The following is a 26,281-nucleotide window of genomic DNA, read 5'->3' on the forward strand; positions in this document are numbered from 1 at the left end:
CTGATCTCCCTGTCCGCGATCAGGTGATCTCCATCGAGGCGCGTCCGACGCGCGCCAGCCCATCCTCGAGATCTGAGGCGATGCACCAAGCCCGCGGACCGACTAGAGGCGAGCGGCGGCGAACTGTGCAGCCGCAATGGTCATCCCGTTCACGGGATACAACGCGTGCACGGCATTGGGGCGCCCCAGAGGGGCACCATCGCAGATGTTGTCGCCGGGAGCGCACAAATCGATTGCCTTAGGACCGTACAGCGGCCCGACAACGATCGGCGGACTGCCTGCATCACGCATAAACCGCTCCGACGGTTTTCCGAAGAAGACGACCGCGGCAACGTGGCTCGCCACATCCGGCGATAACGGCCCGGGTAGGCCTAACTCCGTGGGTAATCCGGCTGGATTTCCGTCTGCGGTGACAAACCCTGCCACAGCCGCACCTTGAGAGTAACCGCCCACTACCATCCTCGTGCCGGGGCAATTTGTCGCCATGAACTGAATCCGAGAATGCATGTCCCGCATCCCGTCGACGAAGGTGCGGACGAACGCTTGCCGATCATCAAAATTGCTACCGGCAGGGTAGTTGACGGCGTACACCCCGATCGACCGCGCGCCCGCGAACAAGCGCAGCGATTCGACGAATGAAAGTCCTGTGATGCCCACGCCGTCCGGTTGATCCGTACCACGGGCGAACGCCACCTCGACGTCGGGACATGGCTGGGCGGACGCGAGCGGGGGTTCGACGGGTACGACAAGCAGCGCCGCAAACGCCAGCATCGCCGTACACAGGAATCGAGCGAGCGTGCGTGTCGCCATGAGGTAAACACTACATTCAGTCCCGACCCGATCAAGCTTCCTTTGCCGACTCGGGAACCGTTCGCCACCGACCGGTCGATTACCACACGTCCAGTGCACACCCGGTCCCCCGAGCCCGGCCCCACCCTCGGCGACAATCCCGCAGTGCCACCCGGTCAGGCGGTGAAGAATTCGCTCAGGCCCATGCTGTGGAGTGCGCGGCGGTAGGCGCCGGAGCTGCGGTCGGCGGGGATAGTGACCTCCAGTCTCGGGTCGAGGGAAAGTCTTCGGGTTCTCTCTCCGATGACCCGCCGACCAACCGACGGGCGGGTGGTGTGCGTCGACGAATTCGGGCCGCTGAACCTGCAACCCCGCAAGGGCGGGTGTTGGCGGCCGGCGACGCATCCGCTCCGCTTGCGGGCGACGTATCACCGTTACGACGGAGTGATGCACATGCTCGCTGCCCTCGATTTGGGCAGCGGCAGAATGTATTACCGGATCAGGCCGCGTAAGCAATCGGGCGAGTTCCTCGAGTTTCCGAAGTCTCTTCGCGCCCGTTGGACCCTCGATAACTTCTCCCCGCACCGACATCCGGCCGTGCGTCGGTGGCCGGCAACGATGTCGAACTCGTGTTCTTACCGACCTACGGGTCGTGGTTGAACTGGATCGAGTCTTCGGTTCACGGCGTTGCGGTACTTCGCGGTGAACGGCACCGATCACCGCAGTCATGCAGGGCCGAACGCAGCGATCGGGGCGTACATGCGGGGCGCAATGCTCGTGCCGAACCGAAAACTCGGTTTGCTCCTGATCCGGTCGTGAGTCACCGATCCGGTCGTGGACCGAGTACCGACTTTGTCGGGCCCCGATTGCTTGACGAACCACCAGATCGGGAACCTACAGCAGCAAGCAGTCGGCAGCTTGCCTGCTTGCTGCCGCCGCACTCCCCTCCTCCTACACTCGGCCTGTTGCCTGCCGGCGTCTCGTCCCACCGGACGTTTCGGCGACCGGCTTGTCGGCCCGACGAAACGCTTCCATATGATGTGTGCGTCGGGCGCGCCGGTGTCCGCGAGCCGCGAAACCGGGTCCGGTGATCCAGGTCACCGCTGGTGGAGCGGTTGCGCTCGCCGGCATCCGACGCAAGGACACGCCACATGAGCCGGGAAGGCAGACAAGCGCAGTGAGCACAGTGGAACTGGCCCAGTGGAACTCCGAGGAAGCTCTCGCGGAGGCAATGATCCCGATCATCGGCGGTCTACACCGTAGACACTCGGTGACCATTCTGCTTCACAGTCGCTCCCTGGTGAACAAATCGGTCATCAGTATCCTGCGAACCCATCGTTTCGCCCGGCAGATCAGCGGCGATGAACTGTCGGTCGAGGAGACGTTCCCCTTCCTCGAAGCGCTCACTCACCTCGATCTTCGGCCCTCGAAGATCGACCTCGGACTGCTGGTGATGGCCTATCGCGCCCACGGTGACGGAGCATCGGTCCCAGAGTTCGTTGCACGGAGCCTCGCCGACCTGGTCGGCGGCGCCCAGACGAGCCCCGCGCAGCCGCAGGACGTGGTCCTGTACGGATTCGGGCGTATCGGTCGCCTCGTCGCTCGACTGCTCATCGAGAAGGCCGGCTCGGGCAATGGGCTGAACCTGCGTGCCGTGGTGGTCCGCAAGGGTGGCAGCGACGATCTGACCAAGCGCGCATCGCTGCTGCGCCGTGACTCGGTCCACGGGCAGTTCAACGGCACGATCAAGGTCGACACCGACAACAACACGCTGATCGCCAACGGCAACGTCATCAAGTTCATTTACAGCAACGACCCGGAGAGCCTCGACTACACCGAGCACGGCATCGACAACGCCATCCTGATCGACAACACCGGAATCTGGCGCGACCGCGACGGACTGTCGAAGCACCTCCGCCCCGGTGTCGCGAAGGTGGTGCTCACCGCGCCCGGCAAGGGCGACGTCCCGAACATCGTGCACGGCGTCAATCACCGCGACCTCGACCCGAACGAGCAGATCGTGTCGTGCGCGTCCTGCACCACCAATGCCATCGTCCCGCCGCTGAAGACCATGGACGACGAGTTCGGTGTGTCGCGAGGCCACGTCGAGACCGTGCACTCGTTCACCAACGACCAGAACCTCTTGGACAACTACCACAAGGCCGACCGTCGTGGTCGTTCGGCGCCGTTCAACCTCGTGCTCACCGAGACCGGCGCCGCGTCGGCGGTCGCCAAGGCGCTCCCCGAGCTGAAGGCCAAGATCACTGGTAACTCGATCCGCGTTCCCACTCCGGACGTGTCCGTCGCCATCCTCCACCTTCAGCTGAGTCGGGAGACCACCAAGGAGGAGGTGCTCGAGCATCTCAGCCAGGAGTCGCTCACCGGAGCGCTGAGCCGGAACCTCGACTACACCGCTGCAACCGATGCCGTGTCCAGTGACTTCATCGGTTCGCGCGCCGCGTGCATCGTCGACGCGAACGCGACGATCGTCGACGGCGACACCGCCATCCTCTACGTCTGGTATGACAACGAGTTCGGATACTCGTGCCAGGTGGTGCGCACTGTCCAGTACCTGTCCGGTGTGGAGTACCCCATCTACCCCGCGGTCGACGCTGCTGACGCGATGTCCGTGGGCTGACCGGCGACACCGTAGGTTCGCGACGCCCGGGAGAGCAGTGGCTGCTCTCCCGGGCGTCGTCGCGTATTCGGTGGGCCTCGCCGCTGAAGGCTCATCGTTCGTATGGTTCTCGACGTTGAAATTTCCGGCACCGAGGCCCGTCGATCCCGAAACCCGCAGCAGCAAGTCAAGCACCAGTAGCCGAAGCCGTAGTTCGAGCGGCGGCGCCATTGCTCTTGGGGTGGCGCCGCCGCTGTGATTGCGAGCGCTTCAGCACGTGGCGAACTCGCGTGGGAATTCGGAGTGCGTCGTCGGTTCTGTACTCGGAGTTTCCTTTTTCGCAGCGTTGTAAATCGTCTCGCCACCGTGTGGCCGCTGAATCGCGAAACATGTTGTAGCAACAAGCAATTAATCGACTCAGGATGCTTGTCATGGACGACCATCGCGGCGTCGACGAGCCGTCGCCTGGTCGACGATGTCGCGATGCTACTGCTGCGGCTCGGTGTTCACGGCCGGATCAAACGGGTCCGTAAGAAGGGCTATCGTGATTGCTGGCACCTGACCATTGCCGGCTCCCAGAACCAGACGCAGTTTCTCTCCGTGGCGGGTGTTCATGGCGCGAGGGGCGAAGCTGCGCGAAGGGTGCGGCCAGCCCGCCATCTGCAATCTGCGGGAGGGGTTCGGTAATCCTGCGCCGCGAGACCGCTTCCTATCGGGATAGTTGCGTCGAGTCGGTTCTGCGGGGTTCGTCCTGCCTGATGGTCGAGATCCATGGTCGGGACGAGCATCGCGGCGGGTCAGCCGACGAGACCGGGCTATGGCTGCCGGGAACCTCACCCGAGCGCGCTTCTCACGCCAACCGTTTCGACGCCGTGGACCGATGGGTGGGCTGGGCGACGCTCTGATACCCACTGATAACCGGGTCGTGCACCGCGGCCGACGGGTGTTGCCATGCCGGCGTCGGCATAGGGGAACTGCCCGATTTGGGCGGAACCGGACAGTTCTGTCGACAGGCGCTCGGGCTACTGCGCAACCGGGGAATGTGGCACCGCACGGCGATTGTCATCATGTCGGGCCCTCGGCTGGAGCGAATTTTCCCAGTTCAAGGGATCTTTTCAAGATGATCTTGCAGCAAAACGTTGACGTGGCCGCCATCACAGTGAAAGATGCTCATATGAAACTTTAATTCGAATCTTTTATTGGCGGATGAGGAACGCATCCGTTCCTCATGGCTCCCCTCGGTAGAACTCCCCGTGGATCGCGCTTCGGAATCCACGACAATCACCCACTGCGGAAGGCAAGTTTCATGACCCAGACTGTCGCGTCGACCCCCACCCAGGTCCGTCGCGGTGACGGCACCTCACTCGTGTCGGCCGAAGACTTTGCACCTCGCAGGCACTTCATCGCAGGCGAGTTTGTCACCGGCGCTAGCGGTGCATCCATCGACGTCGTCAACCCGGCTGACGGCTCGGTGCTCACCACGGTTCTCGAAGGCACCGCCGACGACGTCGACAAGGCGGTCGACGCAGCCCTTGCCGCGAAAGCCGGCTGGGCGCGGCTGGTCCCGAAGGAACGCGCCGAGATCCTGCACAAGATCGCCGATCGCCTCGCCGGCAACGCAGACCTCCTCGCCCGGCTCGAATCGGCGAACACCGGTAAGCCGCTGATGGTTTCGCAGGACGATGTCTCCGGATCGATCGATACGTTCCGGTTCATGGCGGGGGCGTCCCGGGCCATCACCTCCCAGGCTGCCGCGGACTATGCCGAAGGGCACCTGTCGGTCATCCTCCGTGAACCCCTGGGTGTCGTCGGTGTCGTCACGCCCTGGAACTACCCGCTGCTGATGGCGGCGTGGAAGATCGCCCCCATCCTCGCCGCCGGCAACACTATGGTCATCAAGCCGTCCGAGCAGACGCCGCTGACCACCCTCAAGTTCGCCGAACTGGTCGCGGACCTGCTTCCCGCCGGTGTGTTCAACGTCGTCACCGGCTACGGTCCCGTCGTCGGAAACCGGCTGTCCGGGCATCCCCAGATCGACATGATCGCCCTGACCGGATCCGTCGGCAGTGGAAAGGCGGTGGCGCAGAAGGCAGCCGAATCCCTCAAACGCGTGCACCTCGAACTCGGCGGCAAGGCGCCGGTCATAGTCTTCGACGACGCCAACCTCGAGGAGGCCGCGACATCCCTGCGCGCGGCCGGCTACTGGAACTCCGGCCAGGAATGTGGCGCGGGATGCCGGGTGCTGGTGCACGAATCGGTTGCCGAAGAATTCACCGAGCACCTGGTCCGCGAGGTCGGATCACTGGTCGTCGGCGAGCCCGGCGCCGGTGACGACATCGAGATCGGCCCCCTGGTTTCGAAGGCGCACTTCGATCGGGTTTCCGGATTCCTCACGCGGGCAAGCGAACAGGGTATCCGTGCCGCACTCGGCGGCGCCCCGATCGACGGCCCCGGCTACTTCGTGCCGCCCACCGTCCTGGTCGACGTTCCCGACGGAGCCGAATGCTCCCGGGAAGAGATCTTCGGCCCCGTCGTCACCGTCGAAACCTTCACCGACGAGAACAACGCCATCGACCGCGCCAACGACGTGCCCTACGGTCTCGCCGCCTCGGTGTGGACCGAAAACGCCCGCCGCAGTCACGACCTGCCCGCCAGACTCGACTTCGGGACGGTCTGGGTCAACTCCCACCTCGTCCTGGCCAACGAAGTGCCGTGGGGCGGTTTCAAGGGGTCCGGCTACGGCCGCGACCTGTCGATCTACGCACTCGACGACTACTCCCGCACCAAGCACGTGATGCACAACCACAACCGCTGACCATCCCCGATAGTCCACCCACACCTCTCGAGTAAAGGTTCACACAGACATGCCTACCAAGCTCTACGCCACCCCGCCGATCCCGTACGTCACCGAGAAGCCGTGGACGAACTGGGGCGGCAACCAGGCCTGTACGCCCGCATTCACGGTCCGCCCGAAGAACGAGCAGGAGGTCCTCGACGTCGTCCGCTTCGCAATCCGTGAGGGTTTGCCCGTCCGCGCCGTCGGCGCCGGCCACTCCTTTACCCCGATCGTGCAGACCGGCGGTGTGCTCATCGACACCGAACTGCTTACCGGCGTGACCGGAACCGACACCACCAAGAACCGTGCCCGCGTCCTCGGCGGCACCCGTATCAGCGACATGGGCGCACCCCTGTGGGACGCCGGGCTGTCCCTGTCGAACCAGGGCGATATCGACAAGCAGTCGATCTCCGGTGCCATCGCGACCGCCACCCACGGCTCCGGCATCAACCTGGGCAGTTTCTCCTCCCGTCTCCGCTGGGCCCGAATCATCAACGGCCACGGCGAGGTTGTCGAAGTAGACGAGAACGATCTGAACACCCTGCGCGCCGCCCAGGTCGCGATCGGCACTCTCGGCATCATGACCGAGGTCGAACTCGAGGTGTCGCCGCGCTACCACATCAAGGAAGAGATCACCTTCCCGACGTGGGACGAGACCAAAGCCGGGTGGGACCAGAACATCGCCGACTACCGGCACTACTCGTTCATCTGGTGCCAGGCCGACGACTCGGCCGCTCTGTACGAACTGCCCACCCCGGCCGGTGAATCGATGGTCAACCGCACCTACACCAAGAAGTACGTCGCCGCGAACCTCGACGAGGCCGGCGAGATCGTCACCACCGAGAACCGTCGCGCCGACCGGGCATACAAGATCTACGCCGGCGGGTACATGATCCCCTTCCACGAACTCGAGTACTACGTACCCGCCGAAAAGGGCTTGGCCGCAGTCGAAGCCGTGCAGAACCTGTTGACGACCAAGCACACCGCCGAGCGCTACCCGATCGAGGTCCGCTGGGTCCAGGGCGACGACGCCTACTTGTCCCCGTTCTACAAGCGCGACACGACCGTGCTGTCGGTCTCCGGCGCCCCCGGCACGGACTACTGGCCCTACCTACGCGACCTCGACGCGCTTCTCGAGGACTTCGATGCCCGCCCGCACTGGGGCAAGATCCACTTCCTCACCCGCGACCGCATCGAGAAGATGTACCCCGAATACGACAAGTTCGTCGCCGTGCGCCGAGAGTTCGACCCCGACGGCGTCTTCCTCAACGACAATCTGCGTTCCCTCGTAGGCTAACCGGACGGATGACTACGTCATGACCACTACGCAACCGTCACACCATGGTTCCGACGAGGGCGGCGTCGACGAGTACGGCTACAACCAGAAGCTCGACCGAAGCATCGGCAAGTTCGCCAGCTTTGCCGCCGGCGTCAGCTACATCTCGATCCTGACCGGTGTCTTCGGGCTCTTCTACGTCGGCTTCGGCACCGGCGGCCCGGCCTACGCCTGGTCGTGGCCGATGGTCTTCGTCGGCCAGCTCATGGTCGCGCTCTGTTTCGCCGAGCTCGCCAGCCGCTACCCGGTCGCCGGGTCGGTCTACAACTGGGCGAAAAAGCTTGCCTCACCGACCACATCGTGGATGGCGGGCTGGCTGCTACTGACCTCCTCGATCGTGACCGTCGGCGCGGTCGCGCTGGCGTACCAGATCACGCTCCCGCAGATCTGGTCCGGTTTCCAGATCGTCGGCGACGGCACCGGCGAACACGACTTCTCCCTCAACGGTGTGCTGCTGGCCGGGGCGCTGATCGTGTTCACCACCCTGGTGAACGCGTTCGGAGTCAAGTTGACCGCGCTGATCAACAGCGTGGGTGTGTTCGTCGAGCTGATCGCGGCGGTGCTGCTGGTGATCATCCTCGGTGTGCACGTCGTCCGGGGACCCGGTGTACTCCTCGAGACACACGGACTGGGAGAAGGCCACTCGCTCGGCTACTTCGGGGTATTCCTGGTCGCGTCCCTCGCCTCGGCGTGGGTCATGTACGGATTCGACACGGCGAGCTCGCTCGGCGAAGAGACCAAAGACCCGAAGAAGACCGCGCCCCGCGCGATCATCCGGGCCATCACCGCCTCGTTCCTGCTCGGTGGCGCCATCTTGTTCTTCGGCATCCTCGCCGCACCCGATCTGAGCGATCCGCAGCTGGGATCGCCGTCCGGTGGTCTGCAGTACGTGATCCTCTCGCTGCTCGGTGGGACCCTGGGCAAGCTGTTCCTGATCTGCATTGCGGTGGCAATCACAGTGTGCACGTTGGCTATTCAAGCTGCCGCGGTGCGCATGGTGTTCGCCATGGCGCGGGACAACAATCTGCCGTGCGGTCGCTGGCTCGCTCACGTGCACCCCGAGCGTAAGACGCCGGCGAATGCGTCGATCACCGTCGGTGTGCTGGCAATTGCGATCTTGGTGCTGATGATCACCCAGCCGCAGATCTACGTCGTGCTCTCGGCGATCGGCATCGTCCTGATCTACGCGGCGTACCTGCTGGTCACCGGTCCGATGCTGCGGAACCGGTTGCGGGGCCGGTGGCCGCTGCCGGGCGCACCCGCACAGGACGAGTTCTCGCTCGGACGGCCCCTCGGCCTGGTGGTCAACGCCATCGCTGTGGTCTGGGGTGCCGCCATGATCGTGAATCTGGTCTGGCCTCGCGCCGAGGTCTACAACCCCGCCGCGCCGTTCCACTGGTACCTGCAGTGGTCGGGAGTTCTGATTCCGGCGCTGCTCACCGTGGGTGGCCTGGTGCTCTACCGGGTACGGATCCGGCACCGGACCGGGATTCTGGCAGAGCACGCCGCGGTCGTCACGCCCGCCTCGAGCGGGCCGGCCTCGCAGGCACCGTTAGAAACGGACCTGTCCGAGCCCAGCGACGTCGACCCGGTCGAACCCGTGCAGCGGGTCTGAGTCACGGCGCCGTGCGGGAGCGGAACGTGGGGGTCGCGGTGCCATCGGTCGGTGGCACCGCCGCCTCCGCGATCGAAGCAAGTCGACATGGGTGTGCAGGTACATTCCCCGTGTACAGGATCGGCGATGATGGTGGCGGGAGCGCAGACGTGAACGACGAGGAGCTGAACGCACTGCTCGAAACGACCGCTGCCGCGATCGGCAAGAGGATCGACGGCCTCTTCCAGTTCGTCGCCGAAGTACGTGCCCGGGTCGACGACGTCGCCGCCCGCGCGGCCGAGCACCGCAAGCCACTCGACCGCACTGCACTCGCCACCATCCGCCCGCTGGTGCAGAACATCCTCCAGCGCGACGAACCGCTCCTCGAAGGGATTGGGGTGGCCGTCGGGCGAGAAGCCCTCGTCGACACCCCGCGATGGCTCGAATGGTGGCGACGAGACACTGCGGACAGCAGTCACTTCGTCCGGCACATTCTCAACCCCGACGCGGTCGGATTCTACGACTACCAGTCACGAGAATGGTTCGTCCACCCGATCGAACAGCAACGCCCCCTGGCTATCGGACCGTACGTCGATGCCGGCGGCATCGAGGTCTGCACGGTTACCTTGACGATGCCTCTGCCGCTCGCCACGGGTGACGTGAGCGTGGTGGGCGGAGACCTGTCCATACCGGCGATGGAACATCTCCTGCTCGAGAGCCTGGGAACCCTGCGCCCGCCGATCGCCTTGGTCGCGGCGAACGACCGTGTCATCGTTTCCAACAGTGCGCGATACGTCACCGGATCCCGCCTGCGGCCCAACACGACAGTGGTGCGCACCGTCCCCGTTCCCTCCCCGGACCCCGAGCGGCTGCGCTGGCGACTACTGGTGCTGGACAACTCATGACTGACCAGGTGTGACTCAGATGCTTCCGGGTTTGTCCTATTCTGAATCAGTGACCGGTCTCGAGCATCTCGACACTCGAGCCCCCTTTGCTCTGGTAGCGCTTCTGCGGACCAGTGAATTCGACGGTGCGAGCAGACCGGATCAGGTCATGCATCAGCTCGAGACCGCAATCGCCGTCGGACTCATCGGGGTCGGCGAACGACTGCCCCCCGAGCGGGAACTTGCTGCGCAGCTCGGCGTGACCATGCTGCAGATCCGCCACGCCCTGGCCACGTTGCGCGACCGCGGTCTGATCGAAACGCGACGCGGACGCGGCGGCGGCAGCATCGTCTGCGATACCTCCGCTGTCAGCCGTGAGGAAGTAGAACGCCGACTGCGTGAACGTAGCACCGAGGAACTGCGCGACCTCGGGGATCTGTCCGGATCGCTGGCCGGAGCGGCGGCCCGGTTCGCTGCCGCCCGGGCCGACGGCCCCGAGATCGACCGTCTCGAGCTGCTCGCCTCTCAGTTCCGCGAAGCCGAGAGCGTACAGGATCTGCGCCGAGCCGACAGCCGTTTCCATATCGGACTGGCGATCGCCGCCCAGTCGCGGCGCCTGGCCACCGCGACGGTGCAGATCCAAGGCGAGCTCGCACCGCTACTGTGGGCGCCTTCGGACGTGGGGGTCGACACCACCGATGCCGCCACCGCCCACGCCGCCATTCTCGAAGCCATCACCGACGGCGACGAATTCCGCGCCCAGGAAACGGCCATAGCTCACGGCGCACACGAGACCGAATTGCTCATCGAGGCTCGCCTCGAACTGATGATGAATCGGGCACTCGACGGTCGCTGAAGTCTGCCGGTCGCTCATCGCGGGCCCGGATGAACAGGTACTTTATGGCGGCGCTACTGGAATCCCTTTGAGGGGAGCGGGCGTTTGAACGTTTCGGGTATGCGATTGTCCTTCGGCTCCGGTCATCCGACGCGGGTGATCAAGCTGTCGTGGTTCGCGTCGATTATCGCAGTGTCGCGATGGTGGTTCGGACCCTGGCGCGCCGTTGCAGTTCTCGCGGCACGATCAGCCAGTACTTGCGCAGTACGGTGACCTCCTCGGGCAGTATCCGCACCAGCGTCGGGTCCGGGTCGCCGACGTAGAGGGGGAGGGCGGAGACGCCGAGGCCGGCGGCGGTGGCGGTCCACTGGCCGGTGATGTTGTTGGTCTGGATGCGTGTGCGGTGCCCGGGCAGGACTTCGTCGAGGATGCGCAGCGCCGGAACGTCGAGCAGGGAGTCGACGTACCCGATCAGCGGATGGTCGTGCAGGTCGAGGACGTGAGCTGAAGGGTGAGTTCTCCGAGAATGTCGGCCGAGCCGTCGACGGGGTCACCTTCTGCCAACCGCTCGGCGTCGTCGCCGGGATCTCCCCGTTCAACTTCCCCGCCATGGTCCCGATGTGGATGTTCCCCGTCGCCCTCGCCTGCGGGAACACGTTCGTGATGAAGCCGTCCGAGAAGGACCCCACCCTCAGTGTCGAACTTGCCCGGCTGCTCACCGAGGCCGGCCTGCCGGACGGGGTGTTCAACGTCGTGCACGGCGACAAGATCGCCGTCGACGTGCTCGCCCACCAGCAGGTGGAGGCGGTCAGCTTCGTTGGCTCCACCCCGATCGACGAGTCCATCCACAGCACCGCCGCCGCGCAGGGCAAACGCGTTCAGGCCCTCGGCGGGGCGAAGAACCACATGGTGATCATGCCCGACGCCGACCTCGACCAGGCCGTGTCCGCGCTGATGGGGGCCGCCTACGGTTCCGCCGGGGAACGGTGCATGGCGATCTCCGTCGCCGTGCCGGTCGGGGAGGGCACCGCGAACGCGCTGCGCGCGGTTGATCGCCGCCCTGGCCGATCTGAAGGTCGGGCCCGGCACCGACCCCGAGGTGGAGATGGGTCCGCTGGTGACGGGGGTGCGCCGCGACAAGGTTGCCTCCTACATCGACATCGGGGTCGAGGAGGGCGCCGAGCTGGTCGTCGATGGGCGGAAGAGTATTCCGGCGGCCGGTGGGGAGGGGTTCTTCCTCGGCGGCACCCTGTTCGACCACGTCACCCCGACCATGCGGATCTACCTCGAGGAGATCTTCGGGCCGGTGTTGTCCGTCGTGCGCGCCCAATCCTTCGAGGAGGCAATGCAGTTGGTCAACGACCACGAATTCGGCAACGGCCGCCATTTTCACCGCCGACGGTAACACCGCCCGCACCTACCTCGCGCAGTTCAAGGCCGGCATGGTCGGTATCAACGTCCCGATCCCGGTGCCGATGGCGTTCCACTCCTTCGGCGGCTGGAAGCGGTCGCTGTTCGGTGACCACCACATCCACGGCCCCGAGGGCGTCCGGTTCTACACCCGCAACAAGACCGCCACCACCCGCTGGCCCAACGACTCCCAGGTCCGCGCCGACTTTTCCATGCCCACCCATGAGTGACGGAGCGACCGTGACCACCGCCGCTCTCGCCGACACCGTCCGCGCCGAACGGCGCGGCGACATCGGCGTCATCACCCTCGACCGGGTCACGGCCCTCAACGCCCTGAACACCGAGATGGTGGACACCCTCGACATGGTGCTGGCCGAGTGGGAGAACGCCGGCCTTCGGGCCGTGGTGCTCGACAGCGCCAGCCCGAAGGCGTTCTGCGCGGGCGGTGACATCCGCGCCGTTCGGCAGAACAGCCTGGCCGGCGACCCGGAGGCGAGCGAGCGGTTCTTCGCCACCGAGTACCGCCTCAACGCCCGCATCGCCGACTACCCGGTCCCGTTCATTTCGCTCATCGACGGCATCTGCATGGGCGGCGGGATGGGCCTGTCGATTCACGGGACCTTCCGATCGACGAGACCCCCCAATATCGACATCTCGGCGATCCTCAACGGCGCCACCACACCCGAGCAGGAGCGAGCCGTTGCTTTCGCCAGAGACGTGCGATGCGGACTGGCCGACGGTGAATTGCGAACAGGCGAGTAGCACCGCTTCCATCGGGCGTCTCGACTCCCACCGCAACATCGGCCGAATATCGACATTCCAGGATCTTCCGAGGCCGAATATAATCAAGGCTTATGGACAGGCGGCACCTCGTGCATTTCCTCGCCGTCGTGGACGAGGGGTCCATCTCGGCTGCCGCTCGCAGATTGGGTTTGAGTCAGCCCTCGGTGTCGCAGACGATCCACGAACTCGAGCGGGAGCTGGAGTGCACGCTGTTCACCCGCGGCCGCGGGATGAGCGCGACGTCGAATGGGCGCGCGCTGATCGGACCGGCGCGGTCGGCGCTACGTGCTCTGGACACGGCGCGTTGGGCGATCGAGGACGTCTCGGAGTTGAAGTCCGGCGAACTCGACATCGGCAGTGTCGTCAATCTCGCGGTCGACCCGCTCGTCGATCTGGTGAAGCGATACCGGGCCCGCCATCCGGGAGTGACGATCCACATTCGCCGGGTGCACGTCGGTGCGCGTGGGTTCGACGATCTGGCCCGCGGTCACGTCGAACTGCTCCTGACGGAGTATCCACCGGCGGCGACCGGCTATCAGGAGGTTCCATTCGGGGAGCGCCCGCTCGTCGCCGTGTTCCCGCCGGGCACGCCACTCGCCGATCGTCCGATGAGGATCGAGGAACTGGCCGATCGGGACGTCATCTCCGCACCCTTTCCCGGTGCCATCGGACGCGCGCACATGAACCGGCTGCTGGCTGCCCGCGGATTGGGCAACTTGGTCCCTGTGCTGGAGACCGCGCATCGGCACGCGGTGATACCGCTCATCCTGGCTGGGGTGGGCGGCACGATTCTGCACGGGACCGAGGCGGATCTCGCGGCGCGGCTCGGCGCCGTCGTTCGGCCGCTGGATGTGAGTCTCCCGACCGGTCATGCGCTGTACTACCGCTCCGACGAACTGTCGCCGGCTGCGCGTGCGTTCGTCGCGCTGGTGCGGGAGTCGACGGTGGCGTGACTCAGCCGGGGCAAGGCATAAGTGGTACCTATGTTTTGTATCGGGTGATTGCGTCTATACCTCTGTGTGGATCGATCGTAGGGTCGAAGGTGCATGGAGGGATGGCCGCGTACCGCGGATGGTCCCCAATGTGCTGCGGGATCGGTGTTCTCACACCGCCGTGCATGCATCTGACCTGAACCCTGCTCGCGATCGGACCCGCTGATGATTCACCGCCCACTCGAAGGAATCCGCGTTGTCGACTTCGGCCAATTCGTCGCTGCGCCCGGCGCATCACAATCTCTCGTCGATCTCGGCGCCGAGGTAATCAAGGTCGAACCGCCGGAGGGTGACTGGGTTCGCTCGGGCACATCGTTCGGTGAATCCATCCTGCGCGCGTACAACCGAGGAAAACGATCGATTGCACTCGATCTCAAAGACTCTCGTGGCCTGGAGGTGGCCGAGCGCCTGGTTTCCGACGCCGACGTCGTCATCCAGAATATGCGTCCAGGTGCGATGGAGGCGCTGGGGCTCGGCCCGGACCGGGTCCGGGAGTTGAACCCGCATGCCATCTACGCGACGGTCAGCGGCTTCGGTCTCCACGGACCTTCGCGCCACCGGCCCGGACTCGATATCGCGGCGCAGGCCGAAAGCGGGTTGATGGCCATCACCGGTGAGCTCGGCGGGCGGCCGTTGCGGGTGGGAACGACCATCGTGGATGCGGCCACGGCGCACGTACTGACCGAAGCCGTCCTCGCGGCGCTGCTCGAGCGTGAGCGTTTCGGGCGGGTTGCAGCTGTCGAGGTCTCCCTGCTCGAGGTTGCTCTGCACCTACAGTCGGCGGACTGGACCGGCTACTCGATCACCGGGTCGACGCCGTGTCGCCGTGGCAACGGTCAGCCAGGAGTCGCGCCGGCGGCCGATCTGATCGAAACGTCCGATGGGTACATCGTGCTGTCCGGTTACTCGGCGCAGCATTGGCCGCGACTGTGTGAGGTTCTCGGGCGTGCAGATCTCGCCACCGATCCACGCTTCGCCGACAACGAAGCGCGCGTGGCCAATCGCGAAAAACTCCTGAGCGAGCTGGCGGTCGCTCTCGGTGGCCGCACCAGCGAGGAATGCGTTCAACTGCTGGCGAGCAATGGCCTCGTCGTCGGGGCTGTCCGTAGCTACGATCAGGTGCGCGAATCCGACGATGTCATCGCCGGTGAGATGTTCACCCGTGGAGAGCACTTCGACGGATCAGCATTCGACGTCGTCCGAGTTCCGTTTCGCCTGGGTGGTGAATGCGAGCGAACGATGCGACGCGTGCCTTCCCTCGGCGAGCACTCCGCTGAAATTATCACCGGAATCGGTTACAGCGCAGAAGAGTTGGACGCACTGTTGCAGGCGGGCGTTCTCTCGTGCAAGGAGTCGAGTGCGGTCGGGACACCGGCATGACAGTGAGACCCAGGACGAACTCGTTGGCCGGTCTTCGCCAGGGCGTCGACCCCGACCCGCGATTCACGTTGGCGAACGAGCGAACCTATCTCGCCTGGATCCGGACTGCGCTGGCACTCATTGCGGCCGCATTGGCGCTCGAAGCGTTCGGGGGAACCGTCGTGCCGACGACGATTCGTCTACCCGCAGCAATCACGATACTGATCGGTGCTGTCCTGGTTGTCGGGTTGGCATTGTGGCGTTGGCTCCGCATCGAGATTGCCCTTCGCCGTCGGCAGAGCTTGCCGCTACCGGGATCGATTGTCGTGGTGGCCCTTCTGGTTGCCGGTGCCGGCGCCGCCGCGATTGTGGTGCTGATCGGGTGACGACCGGACGCGCGACGGACGGCGTGGGTGTGTGATCACCCACGACGACCCGGGACTGCAACCTGAGCGGACCGCGCTCTCGTGGATCCGGACAACCGCGGCGCTGGCCGTACCCACACTGCTGCTGTTGCGGTTGGGTCCCCCCGTCGTCACGGTGCCGGCCGCCGCGACGGTGATCATCTTCTGCTCGGCCACACTTATCCGTTCTCGCGCGGCGTATTCCTGCCGGATCCGGCAACTTCAGCTCGGCGCAGGAACTCCGAGTGTGACGGAGTGCGTGGTTCTCGGGGGATGTGCGATTCTCGTGGCGGTGGCCGGCATCGCGTCGATCGCGGTGTAGTGCGTGTCCTGCGGGCCCGTGTGATCTGTCCAAACCCATAAGCCGATCCGATCGCAGAATGCGCATTCGCGTCTTTGTGTGACGTGCATGGCGCTGATTGATTTGAGTGTGAGTTGAACAAGGGCGCAAAGGAGCCACACATGCGGGACGCAGTCATCGTCGATGCGGTACGGACACCGATCGGAAAACGCAACGGATCGCTGGCGGAGATTCATCCAGCGGATCTGTCCGCACACGTGTTGAACGCTCTCGTCGAGCGAACGAATATCGATCCGGGTGTCGTCGACGACGTCGTGTGGGGATGCGTGGGTCAGGTCGGGGATCAGGCGAACAACATCGGCAGGAGCGGCGTACTCGCTGCAGGTTGGCCGACATCGGTTCCGGCGACCACAGTGGACCGCCAGTGCGGGTCCAGCCAACAGGCGCTGCACTTCGCCGCGGCGGGCGTGATTGCCGGTCAGTACGACGTTGCGGTCGCCGGTGGAGTGGAGTCGATGTCGCGGGTTCCCATGGGGACCAGTCGCCACACGGGACAGCCGTTTGGACAGACCGTGCTGGACCGATTCGGAGTCGAGGCGTTCAACCAGGGCATCGGCGCCGAGATGATTGCCGAAAAATGGGCGCTCTCGCGCCGGCGACTCGACGAGTTCGCCGCAGACTCGCACGAGAAAGCCGCCGCTGCGACCGATTCGGGCGCGTTCACCGGCCAGGTCGCCGCTCTGCCCGGCGTGTTGGACTCGGACGAGGGCATACGGCGCGGTACCACCGCCGACACACTTGCCGGACTGAAGACGTCCTTCAAAGCGGACGGAGCGATCCACGCCGGCAACGCCTCGCAGATCTCGGACGGTGCCGGAGCCCTGCTGGTGACCACGACCGAGAAGGCACGTCAGCTCGGTCTGACACCGATCGCCCGAATCCACACCGCCGTGACAGTGGGTGACGATCCGGTGATCATGCTGACCGGACCGATCCCGGCGACCGCGAAGGTCCTCGAGCGCTCCGGATTGTCGATCGCCGACATCGGCGCATTCGAGGTCAACGAAGCATTCGCCTCGGTGCCTCTGGCCTGGCTCGCGGAGACGGGAGCCGACCCGGCCCTGGTGAACCCGCTGGGCGGCGCGATCGCCGTCGGCCATCCTCTCGGCGGCTCCGGTGCCGTTCTGATGACGAGGCTGGTGCATCACATGCGAGACAACAACATTCGATATGGCTTGCAAACGATGTGTGAGGGCGGCGGCATGGCCAACGCCACGATCGTCGAATTGCTCTGACCACCCGACAGAAGGTGTCTGATTGATATGAAGAGAACCGTATTCAACGAGGACCACGAGACATTCCGCAAAGTGGTCCAGGACTTCCTGGCTCGCGACGTCCAACCGCACTATGAGGCGTGGACCGAGGCGGGCAGGGTCGACAAGACTGTCTTTCACAAAGCCGGCGAGATCGGCATTCCCGGCCTCCAGATACCCGAAGAGTACGGCGGCGCGGGTATCGAGAGCTTCAAATTCAACGCCGTCGTCGCCGAGGAGCTGGCTCGATCCGGCGTCACTCTGGGTGGTCTCGCACTGCAGACCAATGTGCTGCTCCCCTACTTCCTCGAGTACGCAACCGAGGAGCAGCGGCGGCGCTGGCTGCCCGGCATGGCCAGCGGCCAGATCGTCGGCGCGATCGCGATGACGGAGCCCGGCACGGGCTCGGACCTGGCGGGCATGGCCACGACCGCACGGCGGGTCGGCGACAATTATGTTCTCAACGGCGCCAAGACCTTCATCACGGGTGGTATCAACTGCGACCTTGTCGTCGTGGTGGCCCGGACCGACAAGGGGGCCGACCGTCGAGACGGGCTGTCCCTGCTGATCGTCGAGGACGGCATGCCCGGGTACGAGCGGGGCCGGAACCTGACGAAGCTGGGCCTGAAGGCGCAGGACACCGCGGAGTTGTCGTTCACCGACGTGCGGGTTCCGGTGGAGAATCTGCTCGGTGAGGAGGGCAAGGCCTTCGGGTACCTCGGGTTCAACCTCCCGCAGGAGCGGCTGTCCACTGCGATCAATGCTCAGGCCAGTGCGGAAACGGCTTTGGATCTGACCGTCGAGTACGTCAAGGAGCGCAAGGCCTTCGGGACAACCATCGGCAGCTTCCAGAACACCAAGTTCGAACTGGCGTCGTGCGCGATCGAAATCGAGGCGGGTCGCGCGATGGTGGACAGGGCGCTCGACGAACTCGACGAGGGCACGCTCACCGCGGCGGACGCGGCGAAGGCCAAGGTCTATTGCACCGAGCTGCAGTCCCGGGTGATCGACCGCTGCCTGCAGTTGCACGGCGGCTACGGGTTCATGATGGAGTACCCGATCGCCCGGATGTATGCGGATGCCCGGGTGACGCGAATCTTCGCCGGTACCACCGAAGTGTGTAAGTCGATTGTCAGCAAGTCGCTGGGTCTGTAGGGGTAGGGAATTCATGCTGAGTACACGATTTACGGAGCTGTTCGGGATCACCCACCCGGTGGTGCAGGGTGGCATGCAGTGGGTCGGGCGCGCCGAACTCGTCGCGGCGGTGGCGAACTCGGGAGCGCTCGGGTTCATCACCGCGTTGACCCAACCCACTCCGGACGCGCTGGCCGCGGAGATCGCCCGCTGTCGCGAGATGACGGACATGCCTTTCGGTGTGAATCTGACGATGCTTCCCTCGATCACTCCGCCGCCGTACGCGGAGTATCGCGACGTGATCATCGACTCCGGTGTGAAGATCGTCGAGACCGCGGGGAACAGTCCGGCAGAGCACATGCCGGCGTTCCTGGCCGCTGGAGTGAAGGTGCTGCACAAGTGCACCAGCGTGCGACATGCAGTGAAGGCCGAGGCGCTGGGCGTCCATGCGCTGAGCATCGACGGGTTCGAATGCGCCGGACATCCCGGTGAGGACGACGTTCCGGGTCTCATCCTGATTCCCGCCGCAGCGCGGGCATTGCGGGTTCCTGTCATCGCGTCGGGCGGCTTCGCGGACGGGCGGGGGCTGGCGGCCGCGTTGGCGCTCGGCGCCGAGGGTGTCAACATGGGCACCCGGTTCATGTGCACGGCGGAGTCGCCGATCCATCGGACGATCAAACAGCAGATTGTCGACGCCACGGAACTCGACACCGAGTTGATCTTCCGGTCGCTGCGGAACACGGCCCGCGTCGCGAGCAACACCGTCAGCCGGGAAGTGGTCAGTGCGCTCGCTGGCGGGGGTGCGTTCGACGATATCCGGCACCTCGTGTCCGGTGCGCGCGGCAGAACGGTGTACGAACTCGGCGACCCCGAGGCAGGCATTTGGTCGGCAGGTCTGTCGCAGGGCCTGATTCACGACATCCCCACGGTTGACGAGCTTGTCACGCGGATCGTCGCAGAGGCGGCAGACCTGATCCAGGGTCGGCTCGCCGGTCTCTGTGATCGCAATGCGGCCGTCCTCGTCGACTCCTGATGGTGAGAGCCGGCCCGAACGGCAAACCTGTCGCTCGCGATTCTGGAAGGAATGCCGTGAATACATCTTCTCTACTGGGCTGCAACGCAAATCGGGTCATCGGGAGTGCGTTGTGAGTCACCCGGAGACCGATTCGGTGCTCCTCCGGTACCATCCGAGCGGGCGGTTGGACATCGAAATGAACCGCCCCGAGCGGAAGAACGCCTTGACTGTCCCGATGGTGATCCAACTAGCGGACGCCCTCGCGGACGCCCGAGGCGACGACACCGTGACGGCAGTGTTGCTGCACGGGGCAGGCGGCTGCTTCAGCTCCGGATTGGACCTCGCCGAGGTGCGCCCGGGGGACCCGGAGATTTCCTCCGCAATCGCCGAACTGCACACATGCCTCGCCGCCCTCGGCAAGCCGTTGATAGGTGCCCTGCAGCGGGCCGCTGTCAACGGCGCTGCGGCGATCGCGCTGGCCTGCGACCTGCTCGTGGTGGGGCAGACGTCGTTCCTGATGGTCGGCGAGGCGGAGATGGGAGTGGCGGCCCCGAACAACCTACGTTGGTTGCTCGCGAAGTACGACGTGAACCAGGCACTGCAACTCACATTGGGATGTGAACGCCACTACGGGCCGGCGCTGCTGCGCCGAAACTTCGCCTACGACATGGTGCCGGACGACCGGGTTCTGGCCCGGGCAACCGAACTCGCCGAGAAAGTGGCCGCCTACCCCCATGGCGGGGGAATCGCGATGAAACAAGCGATCATCGCGCTCGAGGGAATCGCGAAGGAGACAATCGAATGGGAATAGCGACAACCGCGGAACACCGCGCACTTCGCGAGGCGGTTCGGGACTTTCTCGCCGACACCAGCGGGCCGACCGAAATCCTGCTTGTTCAGGACTCGGAACTCGGCTACCGCCCCGAGATGTGGGCGACGATGGCGGAACAACTCGAACTGCAGGGAATGCTCGTCGACGAAAAGCACGGCGGTTCCGGCGCGGGGATCCGTGACCTCGTCGTCGTCGCCGAGGAATTCGGGCGCTCCGCGGCGTGCAGTCCGTTCTTCTCGAGTTCCGTGCTGACCACGCTCGCGATCGCGGACTGCGCCCAGGAAGCGTGGAGCACCGAGTTGCTGCCGGGTCTCGCTGCGGGCACACGTCTCGGGTGCCTCGCGTTTGCCGATGCCGACGGGTGGTGGCAGCCGGGGGCGGAGGCGGTGCGTGCACACCCGGACGGCGACAGCTGGCGGCTCGACGGTCGGGCCCACCACGTGCTCTTCGGTCACTGCGCCGACACCGTCGTCGTCGCCGCCCGCACCGAAGAGGGGACCGGACTCTTTCTGGTGGATCCTTCGGATCCGAATGTTCGGCGGGTCCGGCGCCCGGCGTTGGACCTTACTCGACCACTGACGACCTTCACCTTCGTCGGCGCAGTGGCGCAACGGATCAGTGGTGGGGTCGACATCTCCGAGGAGCTGTCGAGGGCGCTCGACAAGTCGCTCGTCGTGCAGGCTGCGGAGAGGGTAGGCGGATCTCGCCGGTGCCTGTATCTGACAACCGAATACGCGAAGACCCGAAACCAGTTCGGGGGCCCGGTCGGTGCCAACCAGGCCGTCAAGCACGGACTCGCCGATCTGATCCGCGTGCTGGAACCGGTCGCCGCTGCGGTCGACGTTGCCGCTCACGCCGCGGATGCCGGTTCCCCGGAACTGCCGACGCTGGTGAGCCTGTTGTGCGTCGCGGGGCCGGAACGGTACCTGCAAGTCGCCGGAGAAGCCATTCAACTGCACGGCGCGATCGGCTTCACCTGGGAGCACTGGGCTCACATCCATCTCAAGAGGGCGAAGACTGATCAACTGTTGTTCGGATCGTCGACGTGGCACCGGGAGCGCCTACTCGCCGGAGCCCTCTCCGCCGCCACGGTCGAGGGCCATGTGCGGACCGACGAACCCGCGCCGCTGGCGGAACTGCGCTCCGAGGTCCGCGGGTGGCTGGTCGAGCATGGCGCGGAGGGGATGCCACTCGAGTACGCGCAGGAGCCGTTCGGGCACGAAGACACCGACACCGAGAAGCGCTGGATCGACCTGCTGCGTCAGGGGCGATGGTTGTGCCTGTCGTGGCCGGAGGAACACGGTGGGCGGGGCCTGGGTCCGGTCGAAACGCTTGTGGTGGAGGAGGAGTTCGCCCGCGCGGGACTGCGTCGCCCGCAACTCGGCATGGGCGAGATCCTCCTGGCGCCCGCCCTGTTGGCACATGGAAGCGAGGATCAGAAGCAGCGATTCCTGCCGCGCATCCTGTCGGGCGAAGACACCTGGTGCCAAGGATTTTCCGAACCCGAGACCGGATCCGACCTCGCCTCCCTGCGAACCACCGGAACCGTGGACGGCGACGAGTTGCGGATCACCGGCGACAAGATCTGGACCAGCCACGGCGATCAGGCCGACATGATGTTCCTGTTGTGCCGCACCGACCGCGACGCGCCGAAACACCGCGGCATCTCGTTCGTGCTCGTTCCCATGACGGACAACGGCGTTTCCGTCGATCCGATCCGGATGGCGTCGGGCGCCGGCGGGTTTGCGCAGGAACACATTACCGACGCCCGAACGCCTCTGAGCAATGTGGTGGGTGGGCTCGGCAACGGTTGGGCGGTCGCGATGACCACGCTCGGCGCCGAGAGGGCCGGCAAGGCTGCCACGCAGTACGTCGGCTATCGCCACGAGTGGGACGTCCTGGTAGCGCGGCTGGACAAGAACGGGCGACTCGACGACGCGATCGTGCGCCGGCAGTTGGCGGAACTCGTGATCGAGGTCGAACTGATGCGCGCCGTCGGGTCTGTGATCAGCGCCCGGATCGCCGAGGGGCAGTCCGTGGACGAGTTGCTCGCGATCGACAAGATCAACTGGTCGGAGTATCACTGCCACTTCGGTTCGACCAGCCTCGAACTTCTCGGTGCTTCGGCTCTGAACCGGCCCGAGGGGGGCGGCTATCGACTCGACCCCCTGCAGCGGGTGTTCCTGGAAAGCCGGGGACGCCGGATCGCACGTGGCTCGAATCAGATTCAGCGCACGATCATCGGTGAGCGGATCCTGGGCCTGCCGAAGTAGGGGACCGATCGGTCGCTCCAATTTTGAATTGACTTCACTGAATACAATCACAACTGTTGAGGCGGAGGCCCACCTATGACTGTCGCGAACGGCCCACATCGTGCTGACAATTCCGCGGGGACGATGCCCGAGGCCATGACGCCTGTGGGCGCGCGGACCGCACGCACCGCCTGGAGCATCACCTTTCTCGTGATGATTCTGCAAACGGTGAACTTCGCCGACAAAGCCGTGTTGGGGATTGTCGCCCGACCCTTGTCGGAGGATCTCGGCCTGTCCAACGCCGACATCGGTCTGTTGGGCAGCGTCTTCTACGTTTTGTTCGTCGTGACCGGGCTCCTGGGTGGATTCATCGCCGACCGCGTGAAGATCGTCTGGATGCTGTTGGTGATGGCACTGCTCTGGTCGCTGGTGCAGATCCCGATCCTGTTGGTCGGAACATTCGGGGCATTACTCGTCAGCAGGGTTCTCCTCGGCGCCGCCGAGGGCCCGGCTGCATCGCTCGTGAACGTCGCGGTGTTCGGCTGGTTCCCCAAGAGTAAACGTGGGCTGCCCTCCGCCGTGGTCTCGTCCGGCTCCTCTCTGGCCAAGATTCTGATGGCGCCCGCGCTGACCCTCATCGTGGCCGCATACGGGTGGAGGGCGGCGTTCATCACCATGATGATCATCGGCGCTGTCTGGGCCGCGGTCTGGCTGGTCGTCGGCAAGGACGGCCCCTACTCTGTGAACAGCGCCCGCGAGCGCGCCAAGACCGGCGACACGGACGCGGTGACGCGGGTAAGCATCCTCCGGATCGCGGCGCTACCCACGTTCTGGGGCGGAGTGCTCGGCATGTTCGCGGTCTACGGCATGGTCGCGGTCGTCCTGACCTGGCTGCCGTCATACTTCGAGGAGGGCCTCGGCTACACCCGGATCAACTCCGGATTGTTGTTCGCGCTGCCCAGCGTCACCGGAATGACCGCGATGTTGCTCGGTTCGTTTGTCACCGACCGCCTGGCAGGACGAGGAACGACGGTGCGGGTGTCGCGCGGGCTCGTGACGGTGGTCGCTCTGGTCTTCTGCGGTGTGTGCCTCGCCGTGATCCCGTTCGTCACCGAATCGTGGATCGCCGTGGCGCTGGTGGTCACCGGCTACGGCGTCGGTGTCGCCACCCTCCCGCTGATGTTCGTCGCCGTGAGTTACATCAGCCCGGATCGTCAGGTCGCGTCGACATTGGGAGTGTTCGTCGCGTTGTTCCAGGCCTCCGGGATCCTGGCCCCGTGGCTCACCGGGTACCTGGTGGACGCGGCACCGACCCCAGCGGACGGGTACACCTCGGCGTTCCAGATACTCGGTGTGGTGGCGATCGTGGGTGCGGTGGTGATGTTCTTGACCATCGACCCGGAGCGGGACCGGGCGCGGATCGCGGCGATCGATCCGCTGACCAACGCCGACGGCTCGGCCGAAGACGAGGAGCTGTATGCCGCCACCCACGGCGAGGAATCCGGGCGAACCAGAGAAGGATCGTGACGCTGTGTCCACGCAGTACAGCGTCGCCGGCAGTGTCGCGATCATTCACCTCGACAATCCGCCTTTGAATGGGCTCTCGCTCTCCACCCGGCAGGGGATTCTGCGGGACTTCACCCGCGCTCTGGACGCACCCGGGATCGACTCGATCGTGTTGACCGGCAATGCCGCCGACTTCTCGGCCGGTGCGGACATCTCCGAAGTCGCCGCACCCCGGTCCGCTGCCGGGCCGTCGCTGCGTGAGTTGATCGAGGCCTTCGAGGACTCGAGCAAACCAGTTGTCGCAGCAATCGAGGGCACCTGTTTCGGCGGCGGCCTCGAGCTCGCTCTGGGCGCGCACTATCGTGTCGCGGCAACGACGGCGAAAGTCGCTCTGCCGGAGGTGAAGCTGGGGCTCGTACCCGGCGCCGGTGGCACCCAGCGACTGCCGCGGGCGCTCGACATGCGGACAGCCGCCGACATGATCACCGGCGGATCGACCCGCACCGCCGGTTCGCTCGCTGCCATCCCCGGGCAGAAGCTGTTCGATCTCGTCGTGGACGCCGATACCGTGACTGCCGCAACTCGTTTCGCAACCCGGATGGCCGCGAGCGGCCGGCGTCCGCGGATACGTGACCTCGTTGCCGCCGAAGGCGACGACCTGGGGACCCTGCACACGCAACTGACCAAACGGAGTCGAGGGTTCGCAGCTCCCCTGATCGCCCTCGACCTCGTGGAGAGGGCACGCGGCCCCTTCACCGAGGGGCTCGACGCCGAGCAGGCGGCCTTCCTCGAATTGGTGGGCAGTGATCAATCGGCGGCGCTGCGGCACGCGTTCTTCGCTGAACGGACTGCACGGAGGATCCCGGGAATGGCGGCCGGCACGGTGGCACGGCCGGTACAGAAAGTCGCGGTCGTCGGCGCAGGCACGATGGGCGGCGGCATCGCCATGAACTTCCTCGACGCCGACATCCCGGTCGCCATGCTCGAGACGTCGCAGGAACCGCTCGACCGCGGTCTGGCCACGATTCGCCGCAATTATCAGTCGCAGGTGAACAGGGGAAAGCTGACGCCCGAGGCCCTGGAGAGGCGGATGGGACTGCTCGATCCGACCGTCGACTACGCAGACCTCGCGGACTGCGACCTGGTGATCGAGGCCGTGTTCGAGGACATGGACGTCAAGCGCGTGGTATTCACGAAACTCGACGAGGTGATGAAGCGCGGTGCAATCCTGGCGTCGAACACCTCGACGCTCGATGTCGACGTCATCGCCGAGTTCACCGGTCGGCCTGCCGATGTGGTGGGGATGCATTTCTTCAGCCCCGCGAACGTGATGACACTGCTGGAGATCGTTCGAGCGGACAAGACCGCCGACGACGTTCTGGCGACGGCGTCGGCTCTCGGGAGACGCGTCGGCAAGGTGACGGTGGTGGCCGGCGTGTGCGACGGGTTCATCGGCAACCGCATGCTGGCCCGATATCGACGGGCATCGGATCGTCTCCTCGAGGTGGGGGCGTCGCCGGAGCAGATCGACTCCGCCATGGAGGGTTTCGGATATGCGATGGGCCCGTATCGGGCCGGCGACCTGGCCGGCGGCGACATCGGCTGGGCGATTCGCAAGCGGCGCTATGCTGAGAATCCCGCCGCGCCACGTAACGAACTGGCCGACCGGCTGTGCGAGATGGGCCGATTCGGGCAGAAGACGGGAGCGGGCTGGTACGACTACGAGCCCGGGCGGCGTGACGCGATCCCGAGTCCGGTCGTGGCGGCGCTGCTCGAGTCGCACTACCGGGACACCGGCATTCGGCGGCAGAATTTCTCGGCGGAGGAGATCGTGCAGCGACTGGTCTTCGCGCTCGTGGACGAGGGCGCACGGATTCTCGACGAGGGGATAGCGTTGCGTGCCTCCGACATCGACGTGGTGTATCTCGCGGGCTACGGCTTTCCGCGCCATCGCGGTGGACCGATGTTCCACGCCGACGGTGTCGGGCTCGACCGAGTGGAAGAAGCGCTGCGGAGGTTCGACGAAAGCACCGAACCCGCGCCGTTGTTGACGAGATTGGCGAAGGAAGGAAGAACCTTCAACTGACCC

General features: G+C 65.3%; 21 protein-coding genes and 1 pseudogene. 20 read left to right on the forward strand and 2 right to left on the reverse strand.

The genetic code is table 11. The features are described 5' to 3' along the window. Positions 1-102: 102 nt before the first annotated feature. Positions 103-810, reverse strand: coding sequence for a cutinase family protein (locus CJ179_RS11185; protein WP_095861533.1), 708 nt, complete (start codon positions 808-810; stop codon positions 103-105). 1,156 nt (positions 811-1,966) lie between these two features. On the opposite strand from CJ179_RS11185, the gene CJ179_RS11200 reads away from it, so the two are divergent. The 7 genes from CJ179_RS11200 (at position 1,967) to CJ179_RS11230 (ending at position 10,912) form a co-directional block, all read left to right on the forward strand. Then, complete coding sequence (locus CJ179_RS11200) at positions 1,967-3,427, forward strand: glyceraldehyde-3-phosphate dehydrogenase (protein ID WP_095861534.1); 1,461 nt, start codon at positions 1,967-1,969, stop codon at positions 3,425-3,427. 345 nt (positions 3,428-3,772) lie between these two features. After that, on the forward strand, positions 3,773-4,093 hold the full coding sequence (locus tag CJ179_RS53980; protein WP_373560136.1) for an LAGLIDADG family homing endonuclease: 321 nt from the start codon (positions 3,773-3,775) through the stop codon (positions 4,091-4,093). 619 nt (positions 4,094-4,712) lie between these two features. Continuing rightward, positions 4,713-6,221, forward strand: coding sequence for an aminobutyraldehyde dehydrogenase (locus tag CJ179_RS11210; RefSeq protein ID WP_083395701.1), 1,509 nt, complete (start codon positions 4,713-4,715; stop codon positions 6,219-6,221). Positions 6,222-6,270: 49 nt separating this feature from the next. Next, entirely contained in the window at positions 6,271-7,539 is a 1,269-nt protein-coding gene (locus CJ179_RS11215) for a D-arabinono-1,4-lactone oxidase (RefSeq protein ID WP_072947278.1), read from the forward strand. 19 nt (positions 7,540-7,558) lie between these two features. Further along, positions 7,559-9,193, forward strand: coding sequence for an APC family permease (locus CJ179_RS11220; protein WP_072947277.1), 1,635 nt, complete (start codon positions 7,559-7,561; stop codon positions 9,191-9,193). A gap of 149 nt (positions 9,194-9,342) precedes the next feature. Then, the gene (locus CJ179_RS11225) at positions 9,343-10,077 is read left to right on the forward strand and encodes a cache domain-containing protein (RefSeq protein WP_143051431.1); all 735 of its coding nucleotides are present in this window, start codon (positions 9,343-9,345) and stop codon (positions 10,075-10,077) included. A 49-nt stretch (positions 10,078-10,126) separates the two neighbouring features. Continuing rightward, positions 10,127-10,912: a FadR/GntR family transcriptional regulator gene (locus tag CJ179_RS11230; RefSeq protein ID WP_218834806.1), complete on the forward strand. Its 786-nt coding sequence runs from the start codon at positions 10,127-10,129 to the stop codon at positions 10,910-10,912. A 163-nt stretch (positions 10,913-11,075) separates the two neighbouring features. Here CJ179_RS11230 and CJ179_RS11235 read toward each other — a convergent pair whose 3' ends face one another. After that, positions 11,076-11,381, reverse strand: a complete 306-nt coding sequence (locus CJ179_RS11235; protein WP_095861535.1) for a LysR substrate-binding domain-containing protein — start codon at positions 11,379-11,381, stop codon at positions 11,076-11,078. 14 nt (positions 11,382-11,395) lie between these two features. Here CJ179_RS11235 and mmsA point away from each other — a divergent pair. The 13 genes and pseudogenes from mmsA to CJ179_RS11300 all read left to right on the forward strand — a co-directional run. Then, positions 11,396-12,531: pseudogene (mmsA, locus tag CJ179_RS11240) on the forward strand (CoA-acylating methylmalonate-semialdehyde dehydrogenase); the annotation flags it as partial. Continuing rightward, complete coding sequence (locus tag CJ179_RS11245) at positions 12,524-13,063, forward strand: enoyl-CoA hydratase/isomerase family protein (RefSeq protein WP_095861536.1); 540 nt, start codon at positions 12,524-12,526, stop codon at positions 13,061-13,063. The pseudogene mmsA and the gene CJ179_RS11245, both read left to right, overlap by 8 nt. Before the next feature lie 92 nt (positions 13,064-13,155). Continuing rightward, positions 13,156-14,037: a LysR family transcriptional regulator gene (locus CJ179_RS11250; RefSeq protein ID WP_095861537.1), complete on the forward strand. Its 882-nt coding sequence runs from the start codon at positions 13,156-13,158 to the stop codon at positions 14,035-14,037. A 204-nt stretch (positions 14,038-14,241) separates the two neighbouring features. Continuing rightward, positions 14,242-15,456, forward strand: a complete 1,215-nt coding sequence (locus CJ179_RS11255; RefSeq protein WP_095861538.1) for a CaiB/BaiF CoA-transferase family protein — start codon at positions 14,242-14,244, stop codon at positions 15,454-15,456. Then, positions 15,453-15,821 (forward strand): YidH family protein, encoded by a 369-nt coding sequence (locus tag CJ179_RS11260; protein ID WP_095861539.1) that lies wholly within the window; start codon positions 15,453-15,455, stop codon positions 15,819-15,821. The genes CJ179_RS11255 and CJ179_RS11260 overlap by 4 nt, the downstream gene beginning before the upstream one ends. Positions 15,822-15,852: 31 nt before the next feature. After that, complete coding sequence (locus CJ179_RS50565; RefSeq protein WP_143548889.1) at positions 15,853-16,161, forward strand: DUF202 domain-containing protein; 309 nt, start codon at positions 15,853-15,855, stop codon at positions 16,159-16,161. Between the two features lie 140 nt (positions 16,162-16,301). Continuing rightward, the gene (locus CJ179_RS11270; RefSeq protein ID WP_095861540.1) at positions 16,302-17,435 is read left to right on the forward strand and encodes a thiolase family protein; all 1,134 of its coding nucleotides are present in this window, start codon (positions 16,302-16,304) and stop codon (positions 17,433-17,435) included. Between the two features lie 27 nt (positions 17,436-17,462). Then, positions 17,463-18,608, forward strand: a complete 1,146-nt coding sequence (locus CJ179_RS11275; protein WP_095861541.1) for an acyl-CoA dehydrogenase family protein — start codon at positions 17,463-17,465, stop codon at positions 18,606-18,608. A gap of 13 nt (positions 18,609-18,621) precedes the next feature. Beyond that, complete coding sequence (locus CJ179_RS11280) at positions 18,622-19,620, forward strand: nitronate monooxygenase family protein (protein ID WP_095861542.1); 999 nt, start codon at positions 18,622-18,624, stop codon at positions 19,618-19,620. 136 nt (positions 19,621-19,756) lie between these two features. Continuing rightward, a complete protein-coding gene (locus CJ179_RS11285; protein ID WP_257015457.1) occupies positions 19,757-20,413 on the forward strand; it encodes an enoyl-CoA hydratase/isomerase family protein in 657 nt (218 codons plus the stop codon). Then, a complete protein-coding gene (locus tag CJ179_RS11290) occupies positions 20,404-22,707 on the forward strand; it encodes an acyl-CoA dehydrogenase (RefSeq protein ID WP_095861544.1) in 2,304 nt (767 codons plus the stop codon). The genes CJ179_RS11285 and CJ179_RS11290 overlap by 10 nt, the downstream gene beginning before the upstream one ends. A 135-nt stretch (positions 22,708-22,842) precedes the next feature. Continuing rightward, positions 22,843-24,213: an MFS transporter gene (locus tag CJ179_RS11295; RefSeq protein ID WP_257015441.1), complete on the forward strand. Its 1,371-nt coding sequence runs from the start codon at positions 22,843-22,845 to the stop codon at positions 24,211-24,213. 4 nt (positions 24,214-24,217) lie between these two features. Next, positions 24,218-26,278: a 3-hydroxyacyl-CoA dehydrogenase NAD-binding domain-containing protein gene (locus CJ179_RS11300; protein ID WP_095861546.1), complete on the forward strand. Its 2,061-nt coding sequence runs from the start codon at positions 24,218-24,220 to the stop codon at positions 26,276-26,278. Positions 26,279-26,281: the final 3 nt, after the last annotated feature.

Source organism: Rhodococcus sp. ACS1 (genome assembly GCF_002300155.1).
GTDB classification, from domain to species: domain Bacteria; phylum Actinomycetota; class Actinomycetes; order Mycobacteriales; family Mycobacteriaceae; genus Rhodococcus_F; species Rhodococcus_F koreensis.